Below are 13,898 nucleotides of genomic sequence, written 5' to 3' on the forward strand. Positions count from 1 at the left end.
ATGTTAGCTATATTTATTAGCTAGTAGCCTGATCATACAGCTCACGTACGACTTCACCAATTGCTTTAATACCATCCGTTAGTGTCTGCTCGTCAGCCGCGATACTCATGCGGATACACTCGTGCGCATGCTGATAATCGCTAACATCGACACCGGGGAAGAAGTACTCACTTGGTACAATAAGCGTACCTTTTTCTTTTAGGCGCTCGTATAGATCCAGCGTGCTAATCGGCAAGTCTTTAAACCATAACCATAAAAATATCGCGCCTTCAGGTTTATGAATGACCAAAGGATAATCGCCCAAGGCTTCTTTTAATAGCTTCACCGCGAGTGTCGCCTGCTTTTGATAAAACGGCTTGATGTCGTTATCTGACAATTGCTTGATACGATCGTTTTCTACCAATGGCGTGGCAATCGCTGCACCAAAGCGTGTCGGCGCTAGATTGACCACGGCATTCATCGCGCTGACCGCTTCGATTACTTTAGCATCGGCCACGATAATACCCGTACGCATACCAGGCAAACCAATCTTCGACAGGCTAAAGCACAGAATCGTATTATTATCCCAATTCAGGTGCGCGTCAGAGTAGATGATATTGGGGAAGGGCATACCGTAGGCATTATCGATGATAAGGGGAATGTCATAACGTTTGGCAATCTCAGCCAAATGCGCCATTTCATCATCGGTCAGCACGTTGCCAGTCGGATTGGTCGGGCGTGAGCAGCAAATCGCGCCGATACGTCCTTCCTTTAGCGCTGGCAAGTTCTCTAATGCGTCAAAATCCACACGATATTTAAAGAAGCCTTCCTCACCATCATGAGTCACTTCATCGATATGCGGTAATACAGCGGTGAAATGCTGACCTTCTACATGCACATCGCTATAGCCAATATATTCAGGGGTCAATGGCAGTAGAATGGATTTGTCGATAGACTCGTTCTTTTCATCTTTGAACGCACCGCCAAACAGATTAAACAGATAGAAAAACGCATTCTGTGAGCCATTGGTCAAGGCGATGTTTTCTGAAGTGAGGTTCCAATCATAATGACGGTTAAAGAAGCCAACCAAGGCATCAATAAAGCCTGCATCTCCTTGCGGATTAGAGTAGTTTGCCATGCTGATAATCGCGCTACTATTGGCCTCACCTGTATCATTGTCCGTGCCCAGCGCCTTATAGGTCTCTAGAAATAGCTCATTAACGGCATCAATTTTGGCAGGGTTACCACCGCCCAGCATGTTGACAGGCTGATCGCTTTTTAGTGCATCGCCCAGATCATCCATCAATTGTGAGATGCCAGTGGGCTGGGTAAATTTTTGACCGAACTTTGAGAATTTCATAAGGCTACCATGCTGTTTGGGAGGGTGTTATAAGTGGGTATTTAACCGATAAAGTGGGGCTAGTATAGCAAATGGGAAGTATAAAATAAGCAAAGTGCGAGGTAGATATTGACTTATATGTCTATACAGCTTATGAAGCAACAACGCCCTCTATGTGAATAGAAGGCGTTGTGGTTTGAGGTTTTTAGACAATCGTAATATTCGTTCATATGTTGAGCCTACTGGCTAAGCACAAGAGAGTCCTCAATTAAAAGTCGTATATAAAATTTTATTTCTTGACAATAGTTTTTTAAAGCAGTACATTTTACTAACTAAGTTAGTAAATCTATTACTAACTTAGTTAGTAAAATGTACTAACATAAACTTCAACATACTATACTAAGGTCTAAATATGGATATACCTACTCATCTAAATCACAAACCGATCGTAAAGCTGGAAAACTATTCAAAAATTGATGGCGCATATAGAAATGATACAGATGTCCAAGGTTTATCGCTTGGAGTATCGCAGTGGAGTGATGAAGATTTATCAGTTAAAGTTTGGCGTCATTCGGGCAAAAAGTGGTCTCGAATGTCTGAAGAATTACCACTACATCGAGTTTTAGATTTGGCTAGTTTAGTTTGCTCAGCTTTATCCTATGCGCAAAGCGATATACTACTAAGTGATGATAAGTTTAGTATTACGACAAGTAATGATGCAGATTTGCTAAATAATTTAAAACAAAAGCTGCATCCTGAATATGTAAAAAATAACTTAAATGAGCCTCTGACACGCTTATCACGTTTGTTAAAAAACCTAGGTTATTAGTCAATTTATAGAAGCTGCGGGTTTAATTAGAAATTAAGGTAAACGGATAATATGAAAGTACATTTTTATGATAGAAGTTTATGGAATGATTTTTACAAATACCTGTCAGCTATAGGACTAGTAACGAGTACTACCTTCTTGTTCATCACTACTTCTGATAATTTCAAGATTATTACAGGAGGAGTCTTATCTATAGCAATATTCACAGTGTTTCTAGCTTTATGGTTTAGAGCCAATAGATTGAAATACGTAAAAGTAAAAATTGATTCAACAAGTGTAGAAATTAAAGAAGGTGATTTATTTGAACAAGAAGGTTTGATTGCTATAGGTTTTAATGAATATTTTGATACAGTTGTAGACGACAAAATAATATCTAAAAAATCTTTGAATGGAATTTTCATTGACACATATCTAATTCATACTGGTAAAGAAGTTGACGAACTTGATGTACTCATTGAGAACGGCGTAGAGAACGAACACAAAGCTAAAGGGAAAAAGCGTAAAGCAGAAGGGAAGTTACAACGATATAAGCTAGGAGCAATTTATCTACTTGACGATAGATATATTTTAACTGCATTTACAAAATTTAATGATAGAAACGAAGCTAGGCTTACTATGTCAGAGTACTTAGAGTTTTTAGTCAATTTTTGGGATAACGTTAATTCTATATACGCTCAAAGGTCAGTAAGTGTTCCTATATTTGGTGGTGGTATTACTAGGTTTAAAGAGCATAAAACTATTTCAGATGAAGAGCTACTTAAAATCATGCTTTGGACTTTTAAAATTAGTGAAATGCGGTTTAAACATCCTGCTAGGCTTACGATAATAATTCATCCTGAGAAAATAAAAGCAATTAATTTAAATGACATTAAAGGACTAGGCAATGGCTTATAGAAATGGGACTTATGTAGCGTTTGATGGTTTAGATACTACAAACCCTACAATTGGAGATATAAAGTACTTCAATATGCTCAAGATGTGGAAAAATATAAGTAGCAAATCATTAATTGATTTCAAATTTAGTGACAGCCATCAAAAAACATCTCAAGTTAGGGACACCAGTAGTAGGAATACGCTAGAGAGAGTGCTCTTAGAGCGTCTGAAAAACTCTAAAAATATGGTTTTAATTTTAACCGAAAAAACTAGATATGACAGAGAAATGTTGAACTACGAAATAGAAAAAGCTATAAAGATGAGTTTACCAATTATTGTATGCTATCCAAAAGTACGACAACCTATATTTAATCCAAAATATTACTCAGATTATTGGCCTCTAGCTCTAGCCGAAGGTATTAGAAAAGAAGAAGTTCAGTGTATTCATATACCTTTTAAAAAGAAACCAGTTTTAGATGCTATTCCAAGATTTCATATCCATAGCAATGAGAAGTTAGAATCTTTAGGTTTTTATAATAGAGATGCATATGATTTTTTTAATATTACATGGGAATAGTATATGTTAAGAATATATCGTTTTAAGACAATATTAAGGTAGCAGGAAACACTCAAATGACAATACCCACTTCGCCTAGACTGGTTAGTTATAGTGGATAGAAATTTTCCGCTATAACTAACCCTTGTTAAACTTTTAACCCTAAATCATCGCCCTTACCCTTGCCATAATCCCACGTCCAATCACCAGTCTCACATAAATAATGGCAATGGCAAACAGCAATACGACTAATGCCACACCGCCAATAGCCAAGCTCGTCCACGGCACACTAAACTGTAGATTAAACCACTGCGTGATTGCCGCCCATGCACCAACGCTAGCGATGACGACGGCAAAGGTCGCCGCGCTAATCCCAAGCACGCCCAGCTCTAAGATATTAAGCATATACAAATCGCGCTTTTGCATACCGAGCAGTCTAAAGGATGCGCTGTCCTTCATACGGTCTTGCGAAGTAGAAAGCAGCGAGCTAATCAGCACCATGACCCCAGTGAGTAGGGCAAGCAAGGTGAACACATAGACCAAGCGGCTCATTTGTACCACCAGCTCTTGGATTTGTTTCGCAATAGCAGTGCCATCGATCGTAGTGACAGCAGGGAACTCGCGTACCAGTTTGCCTTGCAGCTCTGGAATGTCACTCTCTGGCACATGCACAGTGGCAAACTGAATCTGCGGGGCAGCAGATAGCACGGACGGCTCAAACAAGAAGTAGAAATACGGACTTGGGCCACGCTCATAGCGTGTGCGAATACTGGTAATTTGCCCGATGATTTCGATACCTTGAATGTTAAAACGTACCTGATCGCCCATACCGACATTGAGCATACCTGCAGCAGTGTCCAAGATAGATAAAGGTTTGACTTGCTCATTTGTCGCATCGATAGGGGTATATAGCGCGTCTTCTGTGAGCGATTCCATGATGTATTCGGTCTCCATGACCGTATCTGCATAGCTCAAGTTAAAGACACGCGTAGGATCATCAAACCCATCAGCAGGCACGATATCTTTTGCCGCCACATCATTAGCCGTCTCCACACGGGCACGAATGACGGGATAATAAGTGACGGGCGCCTCAATGATTGCATCAATATCGTCATGTTGATCGCTTTGCACATCGAGCAAAAACAGATTGGGCGCATCTTCAGGATAGGCGTTGATAAACTGCGCATTGATACTGTGATTGAGTGTGGTGATAAGCGTCAGCACTGCTACCGATAGCGATAAGGTGACAAAGAACAACGCTGATTGGTTGCCTTTACGTGCAAGGTTATGGATGGCGATACGCTGCATCCAACTGACCTTAGTATTGCTTGCCAACTTGTTAAGCAGCCACAACCACCCACGGGCCAATAGCCAAAATATCGCTACAAAGCCGATCAAACCGCTCAATAGCTGTGCGCCTAAGGACAGTGAACCCACTTCATAAGCGAAGAAGGCATACAGCCCTGCCAGCACCAAGCCATACCATAGTAGCGGCACGCGTCGATACCAAGGCAAGTTTTGCGTTTGCGTACTCGCTCCTTGATTGAGTAGGGTAGCGGGTTTGGTCGTGTTAAGTGCGCTTAGACCACGCTGCGCAATCAGTAGCGTCAGGGCTAAAGCAATCACAATAGTTTTGATGGCACTGATTGGGTTGATGGCTAGACCGACATCGGCAGGCAAGATAGCCACCAGATACGGCTGGCCTATTTTGAGTAAGCCCAGACTAAGGGCAACCGCTGCGACACAAGCAATGACGGTCGTGATGATAAGCAGCTGATAGTAGCTACGTTTGAGTGAGCCAAGCGGCTCGCCTAACGCCAAACGAATGGCATTATTAGACTGCTGCTTGCCAACAAACGCACTAATGACGCCGTACATGGCGACCGCAGATAGTAGTAACACCGCGATGACCAATAATTTTAAAAACATCAGCACATTGTCAGAGATACGCGAGACAGAAGTGTCTGCGGACTCAGCGTCAGATAGCTCAATATCAGGATAATTGGTTAGGATATCTGTAAGCTTGTCACGCTGCGTGGTTATCAGTTCTGGGTCGCCTGCCATCTCGATACGATAGTTTATTCGGCTACGTTGACCCAATAGATTGGTTGACGGGAGTGCATCTTGTTTCATTAACACACGCCCACCAAAACCAAAGGTGGTCAGCGGACGGTCAGGCTCTTTGGTCAGTACATCACCGATCGTAAATTGCGCATCGCCAATGGTGATGCGGTCGCCGACATCTGCCTGTAGACTACTGAGCACTTCTGGCGCGACGATCACACTGTCAGATGTTAGCTGATCCCACAGCGACTTTCCTGAGGCAAGCTCCGCTGTGCCGTATAAAGGGTAAGAAGGCGAGACAGCTTTGACGCTAGCAAGCAAGGTTTGCTCATCATTGACCAGCATGGCACTAAACTGGTAGTCATACACTGTCTGTGTGTCAGCGATAGTTTCTACCTGTGACAATACTTCGCTTGGCCAGTCTTGTTTACTGTTTAGGATTAGATCCCCACCAACGAGCGCGCGCTGATTGTCATTGATGTAGCTATCGACAGACTGCTGCACCGAGTCGAGGGTCAAGTAGGTTGCAAGAGACAAGGTCAAGGTCAGTAGAAACAACACGGGGTATACCCAACGCTGCCACCAGCTACGGCTGAGTGCTTGAGAACCTAGTGTTTTGGTGAAAAGTTGACTAAGGATGCGGCTAGGATAACTGGACTCTTGATGCATACTGGTATCAGTATTTTTTGTATCAGTCGATTTATTGTCTGTGGGCTTACTATTCATTAAGATACAATCCAGTTATTCATGTAGGTACAATGCGGCCGTCATGCATGGTGATGACACGATCTGCCATCTCGGCAAGTGCAGGATCATGAGTCACGACCACCAGTGCCGAGCCAACCTGTTGGCGTAAATCCAATAACAGCTGCATGACTTGATCGGCGTTTTGCTCATCCAAGTTACCCGTTGGCTCATCCGCAAACACAATCTTTGGGTGCGATACTAGTGCTCGCGCCACTGCTGTACGCTGCTGTTCACCACCAGATAGTTGATTGGGTAAGCTGTTACGTCTATGCCCTAAGTCGACCGCATCTATCAGCGCGTCTACTCGTGATGGATTTGGACGTCTGGCAATATCAAGTGGAAAGGCGATATTTTCAGCGACGGTCAGTGTGGGAAGTAGATGAAATGACTGAAAGACAAAGCCCATATCCTGCTGTCGAATAACGGCAAGCGCATCTTCGTCGAGGCTGCTAAGCATTTGACCTGCCAGCGACACCGTACCACTATCGGGATAGTCTAATGCTGCGAGTAAACCTAACAAAGTAGATTTACCTGATCCTGATTTGCCCATGATGACCACAAACTCGCCAGCATTAACATAGATATCCACGTCTTTAATGATGGACAGTTTTTGCTCACCGACTTGCACGGTTTTATTTAATTGTGAGGCGGTCAGTAGAGCTTGTGTCTTAGCGTCTGCGGGTAGCGTTACTGTGGCAGTCGAAGATGATGATGTCATTACAGTGTCTCGTTAAATGGTCTCGTTTGTCGTATTTTTTGTCGTGTCGTCTTGAGCCGTTGTAGCTGTATTATCGGTATCGGTTGTTTTTAACTCTTTTAGCTCTTCTAGTTCATTTAATTTCGGCTCTAGAATAGGCAGGATATTGTTGTTAACGATAATCTCGTAGCCTTCTTTAGTCGGATGAATCGCATCCGCTTGGTTAAGCTCTCGGTCACCGCCAACACCTTCTAAGAAGAACGGAATAAGCGTTAGATTCATGTCTTTCGCAATACGAGGATAAATGTCTGAGAATGCCGCAACATATTCACTGCCTAGATTGTCATAGATCGACATACCGCCCAAGATGACGACACTGCCATTGTCCTGTAGGTGCTTAACCGCAGTACGAATATTGGCTTCAATGGTTGCCACATCGATACCACGTATGGCGTCGTTGGCACCGATAGTCAATATGGTGATGTCAGGTTTGGTTTGCGATACCCAGTCCAATCGATTGACCAATCCCGTACTGGTTTCACCGCTTAGACCTGAGTTGATAACTTTGGCGTTAGCGTAGCCCATCTCTTGCAGACGATCTTCTAACTGAGCAGGATAGTTGTCGTCTTTGTCCACTCCCAGACCTTCTGTCAGTGAGTCACCAAGCGCTAGAATAGTAAGTGATGAGGATTTGACCTGTTGATCAGTTGTTGCTGCGGTTTCAGGGGCTACTGGAGCAGTGCTGGCTTGACTGTTAGTCGCTTCAGTACTGGTACTCTGCGTGTCGGTAGCAGATGTCGTTTCAGCTTCTTTTTGACAGCCACTGACAGCCATTACAGCCGCGAGCATGGCGATAGCAGGCAAGCGCTGAGCAAAACGAGAGGGAAGTTTCATCATGGGTGTTATGTCCTATATGCAATCAAACCAGGGTATAGTCAAATCCTATCTAAACCAGATACAGTATTAGTCGGATAAATCGTCAGGCTCGCTCAGTCTACTATTGGTAGTACTTTCACATGCCGTCTTTTTATCCGGATTATATTGAGTATCCAGCTTATATTCAGTATTGAAATTATATTGAACTGACTATAGCAAAATAAGACAGTGACCTATATTGCCCTAAGGTTAATTTAAGGCCGCTTTATTGCGCGTTAGCAATTATGGCCTTATGAATAACAAAGGCTTATAGCAATCAAATATATTTTCCATCGACCATCACTGGACGACTAACAAGCCAAGCAATCACGACGTTGACAATCATCAGTATCAGCATAATAAACAGCGGCATACTCCAACTACCAGTCATCTCATGCAACCAACCTGTACCCAATGGTCCAAAAAACGCAATGACATAACCAACTGCTTGAGCCATACCAGACAGCTCACTTGCCTGATTGGTCGTATAGGTGCGCATAGAGAACAGCATCATGCTCAAAGTGAAAATCGCTGAACAGCCCATGCCCATCATGCCTGACCATAACCATGCTAAATCAGTCGATAGATAGCTGACGCCCAATATGCCAACGACATTTAGCACAGCAGCAAATACCGCTAGCGCTTGAATAGGGCGGCCGCGATTGACTAGCCAAGTTAAACTTAAGATAGAGACTGGTGCCATAAACTGAAATACAGAACCCATTTGTCCAGCACTGACGGCAGATAGTCCCTTACTGACCCAAATCGATGGTAAAAAACTGGCGACGGTGTAAAACAATAATGACTGTAATCCCATAAAAATAGCAATCTGCCACGCAAAGGTGGTGCGCCACATAGAGATATCAGAAGAACCTAAGGCCGCAGGGATAACCGCTTGATGGTTGGATGAACCCAAACGAACCCGTAAGAACAGCCAAATCACGAAAGCAAACACACCTAGTATCGTCCAACCACCTAATGCCCACTGCCAACCAACTTGCTCAGATAACGGTAATACGACGCCTGCAACGATACCTGCTGCTGTGGTCATCGTTAGACTAAACAGACCAGTAATCAACGGAATATGTTGCGGGGTACGCTGCTTAATAACAGGCGCTGCTAAAGTATTAGCGAAGCCGATGGCAAGGGTAAGCAATAAAGTACCAATTAAAAACCCACACCACGTCGGGATAGCGGTACGAATAATCATCCCTACCGTTAACAGTCCAATCATAGCAATCAGTGTATTTTCTAGCCCGAATCGCTTACCAATGGTTGGAGAAATCAGCGCACCTACAGCAAAGCTCAGCATAGGCACTGCTCCTAGCCAGCCTATCTGAAACTCAGAGATATCAAGCGCGTCTTTTACCACTGGGGCGATAGAACCTAGCGCGACGATAGGCGCGCGCATATTGGTGGCTAGCAGAATCATGGCACAGAGAACCAACCAAAAGGTAAAGCGTGAGGAGGGCAGGCTAGATGAAGCAGATAGATTGGACGAGGTAGACATAGCAGCACAACGATGACAGCGAAAAAGAACACGTTATTAAACAGCGTCAAGCAATTGCCGCTTATAAAATAACACCAGAGAGCATTTACCTAAACGTACCTAGACGGTAATCGATCTCTTAAATGAGACCGAAAAATATATGTAGCGCGTAAGACATACAATTTGCTTAACTGACTTTGCTAAATTGGCAGGCAAGTTAGTCAAAATGTATTTGTGGTTACTTCGAGTTAAGGCTTTAGAATCGTGATGATAAGAGATGGCGATAATAAGGAATCTCAAATAAGCAGTCTTATCGCACAATAAAAATAGCGCCAAGTCACTTTTGAATGACTTGACGCTATTATAAGAACATATGTCAGGTAAATGCTACCAGCGTATGGTAACCAATAGGCTATTAAACCGATTTACCCAATTGAGCAGCTCTTAATGCATTCTCTTGCTGTTCAGCGATTAGTGAATCGCACTTATTGGGATCATTACCACAAAACGAGCAATTTTCGTCGCCCATCAATTTGGCAACACCGCCACAAGATCCTCTAAGCGGCTTTTTTTTGACCATATAACCGACGCCCATAAAAATAAAGAATAGGACAAATACGGTGAAAGTAATGGCAAGCATAGGAAGCAGTTGGCTAAGCATAGAGGAAACCTCATTTTAAAAAATAGGGCAGTTATTAGTGGTGTTGTCTAAGTTCATGACAGCTAAACACGGTTAATAACAACTGTATAATAGTATAGCAAATTTTAGTGCGACTCGTTGTACGTTAACGTATTCTCTTGTTTCACATCTATCACTTACCAGTGGCTTTTAGAGTAGACCGTCTAGAGCTTGAAGAACGTTTAGAGCTTTTTATCAGCACGTAACGCTTTCATCGCTGGTGTCTGTACCACTTGCCAATCGTCAATATCATCATCAGCAGCTTCGTTAGACATATCATCAGAACCCTTTGCTTTTACATCGTCAGCTAGTACCACGAACATAGCCGCCAGTTTTTGCGTTTTAGCGAGATCTAGTGCTTTGTGATAAGGCATCGCTGTAAGGGCAGTTGCCCACGCATCTGCCAATGCAACCGAATCAGCTGCGACAGTAACTGAAGGTGCGCCGCCTGCAATAGGGTTGCCCGTTGTCGGGTCGATAGTATGGCTATAGCGTTTGCCATCGAATATGACAGAGTTGCGATAGTTGCCAGAGGTCGCTAGATGCATTTGACTAGCCGTGTTTTTTGGCTGGCGAATAGCAGATATGGTTTGACGTTCACTGACAGTACTGCCTTCAATAGGGGCGTCAATCGCAATTTGCCATGGCTGCTGCTGGTTATTCACACCAGAGGTGGCAATTTCACCACCGATTTCAACCATATAGTTACGAATTTGATAATCATCTCTCAGCACATCAGCGATGACATCGACGCCATAACCTTTGGCAACAGCAGAAAAATCTAAACCAACGCCGTCTTTGGTTTTATAGATGGTATCATCTTTCTTTATGATGCTCTCAAAATCAACCAATGCTTTGGCTTGCGCAATCTCAACGGCAGTCGGTGGACTTTGTAGGCGCTCGACCGTCATGGTACTCCCAAAGCCCCATGTATTTACGAGTGGCATAACGGTAGGGTCAAAGGCACCGCCAGACTGCTGATAGACAATTTGTGAGACATCGAGCACACGACTAAAATCCGCATCGATAGTGATAGGTTTGTCTTTGCCCAAACGATTGAATGTAGATATGGTCGAGTCGTTTTGATAAGTAGACATGCTATCGTTAATTTGTTTCAGGCGATCGTCTACCGCAGCTTGTATGGCAGCTTCATCCGCATCATCAGGCAACTGATAGCTAATATGATAGCTCGTTCCCATCGTCTCACCGATCAGATAGTTATAGTCTGGGGTTTGTTGGCAAGCGCTGAGTCCTAAAGTACTAGTAAGGCTGACGACACCTACTAAGGTAAGGTGCAGAGGTTTTTTGGAAGATGAGCGGTATATAGTGTTTTTCATAATATTTTCGGTATGGCGTAGAAATGAGTAGGGTGTAAGACAAGCCACGCTTATTTTACACCCCTTGAACCCAAAAATACTAATGAAGGCACCATTCAGCGACAATTCGTTCGGTTGAGCAGATTATTTTACTTGTGACTCACGTATGAGCTTATAGAGTTTTGGCGGAGAGACGCGGTTGACCCGTGTGGCCAGTTTTTCTTTACGCCCAGCGACGATGATATATTCCTCTCCCTTGGTGAGCGCCTTCACGACTTGTTTGGCAAACTCAGTCGCAGTCAGACCATTATTGGTTGCCTCATCCATCGTACCTTGTGCGCTCCCGTCGCCAGTCAACGCATTGATAGAGATATTAGTCTGGATAAACCCGGGGAATATCGTGGCTACTTCGATACCTTGGTCATGTAGCTCAGCACGTAAGCTGTTTGCCCACATATGCAGCGCTGCTTTGGCTGCTCCATAAGCGCCGCGATATTGTGTACCCAACAAACCTGCCACACTTGAAACCATCACGACTTTGCCGCCGCCTTGTGCAATCATATCAGGCAACGCAAGTCTGGTAAGACGCGTCTGAGCAAAGTAATCTATTTCCATGATTTGGCGTTCAACTTCTTCAGCCGTATCCATGATGAGCGAACGCTGACTGATACCAGCATTATTGATGAGCCAGTCGATTTTTCCCGCCTGAGCTTTAGCAGCAGCATAAGCTTCTTTGGTTTGGTTGGCATCACTGATATCAAAAGGAACGACAATATGTTTGTTAGCGCGTTTGCAGCTATTTTTGACTGCCTCTAATTTATCACTGTCACGTCCACTTAGAATAATTCTAGCGCCGCGTTTGGCGAAGGCAACAGCTAATGCTTGCCCAATACCACTAGAAGCACCTGTAATCCAAATGGTCAAATCTTTGTATTTCGTTTTCATAAGAATCCTTTCTCAATGTTTAGATAGTCCATAATATAGGATAATAAAGCAACTCTACTAGCTAGATTTGTAGCCTAAGAAGCCACGACTATATGTAAAAATCGCACAAAAAAAGAGCCTCAGTTGAGACTCTTTTTTATACTCTTAAACCTTACTTTGCTAGATTAATTATCTAACTTAACCACCGAAATCATCAAGCATGATGTTTTCGTCTTCCACGCCCATGCTGTGTAGCATGTCGATTACGGCAGCGTTCATCATCGGTGGCCCACACATGTAGTATTCACAGTCTTCTGGGTTTGGATGATCTTTCAGATAGTTTTCGAGCAATACGTTATGGATAAAGCCTGTTGGACCTTCCCAGTTATCTTCTGGTAATGGGTCAGACAGTGCAACATGCCACTCAAAGTTATCGAACTCTTCTTCTAGCTGATCATAGTCTTCAACGTAGAACATCTCACGAATAGAACGAGCACCATACCAGAAGCTAATCTTACGATCAGTATTCAAGCGTTTGAGCTGATCAAAAATATGCGAGCGCATTGGTGCCATACCAGCACCACCACCGACAAAGATCATTTCAGCTTCGGTTTTCTTGGCAAAGAACTCACCATAAGGACCTGAAACCGTCACTTTGTCACCAGGTACTAAGCTAAATACCCATGAAGACATTTTGCCTGGTGGAATACCGTCAGGACCACGTGGCGGTGGACTTGCGATACGGATGTTAAATTTGATGAGGCCTTTCTCTTCAGGGTAGTTAGCCATTGAGTAAGCACGGATAACAGGCTCATCAACTTTTGAGACATAGTTGAAGATACCGAATTTTTCCCAATCTTCTCTATACTCTTCATCAACCACAAAGTCTTTGTAGTGCACTTCATGCGGTGGCGCTTCCAACTGTACATAACCACCAGCGCGGAAGTTTACTTCTTCGCCTTCTGGAATTTTTAGTACCAGCTCTTTAATGAAAGTGGCAACGTTATCGTTAGAGATAACTTCACATTCCCATTTCTGTACATCAAAGAACTCAGGATCAATCTCAATTTTCATGTCTTGCTTAACAGCTACCTGACAAGCTAAGCGCATGTGATTGCGAATTTCACCTTGGGTAAAGTAGCCTTCTTCGGTGGGCAAAATAGAACCACCACCTTCAATAACGCGGCAACGACACTGCGCACAAGTACCACCACCACCGCAAGCTGAAGATAAAAATATACCTTCGCCCGCTAGCGTTTGTAGTAGTTTGCCGCCAGCTGGTGTCACCACATCATTATCGGGATTATCATTAATATGGATAGTGACATCGCCTGAACTGACCAGTCTTGAGCGTGCCGCCAAAATAATAGCGACGAGGCCCATGATGATCAAGGTAAACATAGCAACGCCACCAATCGCCGTAGCGTAATCCATGGTAGGTATCCTTAATCTATGGGGTAGGGGTGTGGGGGCATAATCTATGCCGTAGCC

12 protein-coding genes are annotated in these 13,898 nt (G+C 43.6%); 3 read left to right on the forward strand and 9 right to left on the reverse strand.

The window, feature by feature from the left end:
• Positions 1-16 precede the first annotated feature (16 nt).
• Positions 17-1,339 carry a valine--pyruvate transaminase gene (locus ABFV72_RS05730; RefSeq protein WP_347162768.1) on the reverse strand — a complete coding sequence of 441 codons (1,323 nt, stop codon included), beginning with the start codon at positions 1,337-1,339 and terminating at the stop codon, positions 17-19.
• 391 nt (positions 1,340-1,730) lie between these two features.
• On the opposite strand from ABFV72_RS05730, the gene ABFV72_RS05735 reads away from it, so the two are divergent.
• Genes ABFV72_RS05735 through ABFV72_RS05745 form a run of 3 tightly spaced genes read left to right on the forward strand, consistent with a single transcriptional unit; the run spans position 1,731 to position 3,597 of the window.
• Positions 1,731-2,147: a DUF6530 family protein gene (locus ABFV72_RS05735; protein ID WP_058025252.1), complete on the forward strand. Its 417-nt coding sequence runs from the start codon at positions 1,731-1,733 to the stop codon at positions 2,145-2,147.
• A gap of 51 nt (positions 2,148-2,198) precedes the next feature.
• A complete protein-coding gene (locus tag ABFV72_RS05740) occupies positions 2,199-3,041 on the forward strand; it encodes a macro domain-containing protein (RefSeq protein WP_347162769.1) in 843 nt (280 codons plus the stop codon).
• Complete coding sequence (locus ABFV72_RS05745) at positions 3,031-3,597, forward strand: TIR domain-containing protein (RefSeq protein WP_347162770.1); 567 nt, start codon at positions 3,031-3,033, stop codon at positions 3,595-3,597. The genes ABFV72_RS05740 and ABFV72_RS05745 overlap by 11 nt, the downstream gene beginning before the upstream one ends.
• A 141-nt stretch (positions 3,598-3,738) precedes the next feature.
• Here ABFV72_RS05745 and ABFV72_RS05750 read toward each other — a convergent pair whose 3' ends face one another.
• The 8 genes from ABFV72_RS05750 to nqrF form a co-directional block, all read right to left on the reverse strand.
• Entirely contained in the window at positions 3,739-6,366 is a 2,628-nt protein-coding gene (locus ABFV72_RS05750) for an ABC transporter permease (RefSeq protein ID WP_347162771.1), read from the reverse strand.
• Positions 6,367-6,385: 19 nt separating this feature from the next.
• The gene (locus ABFV72_RS05755; protein WP_347162772.1) at positions 6,386-7,105 is read right to left on the reverse strand and encodes an ABC transporter ATP-binding protein; all 720 of its coding nucleotides are present in this window, start codon (positions 7,103-7,105) and stop codon (positions 6,386-6,388) included.
• A gap of 12 nt (positions 7,106-7,117) precedes the next feature.
• Positions 7,118-7,981, reverse strand: a complete 864-nt coding sequence (locus ABFV72_RS05760; RefSeq protein ID WP_347162773.1) for an arylesterase — start codon at positions 7,979-7,981, stop codon at positions 7,118-7,120.
• A gap of 295 nt (positions 7,982-8,276) precedes the next feature.
• Positions 8,277-9,509, reverse strand: coding sequence for a CynX/NimT family MFS transporter (locus tag ABFV72_RS05765; RefSeq protein ID WP_347162774.1), 1,233 nt, complete (start codon positions 9,507-9,509; stop codon positions 8,277-8,279).
• A gap of 394 nt (positions 9,510-9,903) precedes the next feature.
• On the reverse strand, positions 9,904-10,149 hold the full coding sequence (nqrM, locus tag ABFV72_RS05770) for a (Na+)-NQR maturation NqrM (RefSeq protein ID WP_057762175.1): 246 nt from the start codon (positions 10,147-10,149) through the stop codon (positions 9,904-9,906).
• Between the two features lie 200 nt (positions 10,150-10,349).
• Complete coding sequence (locus tag ABFV72_RS05775; protein WP_347162775.1) at positions 10,350-11,504, reverse strand: FAD:protein FMN transferase; 1,155 nt, start codon at positions 11,502-11,504, stop codon at positions 10,350-10,352.
• Between the two features lie 123 nt (positions 11,505-11,627).
• Positions 11,628-12,428, reverse strand: coding sequence for an SDR family oxidoreductase (locus ABFV72_RS05780; protein ID WP_347162776.1), 801 nt, complete (start codon positions 12,426-12,428; stop codon positions 11,628-11,630).
• Positions 12,429-12,605: 177 nt separating this feature from the next.
• Entirely contained in the window at positions 12,606-13,841 is a 1,236-nt protein-coding gene (gene nqrF / locus ABFV72_RS05785) for an NADH:ubiquinone reductase (Na(+)-transporting) subunit F (RefSeq protein ID WP_102078341.1), read from the reverse strand.
• Positions 13,842-13,898: the final 57 nt, after the last annotated feature.

Source organism: Psychrobacter proteolyticus (assembly GCF_039762275.1).
Classification (GTDB): Bacteria; Pseudomonadota; Gammaproteobacteria; order Pseudomonadales; family Moraxellaceae; genus Psychrobacter; species Psychrobacter proteolyticus_C.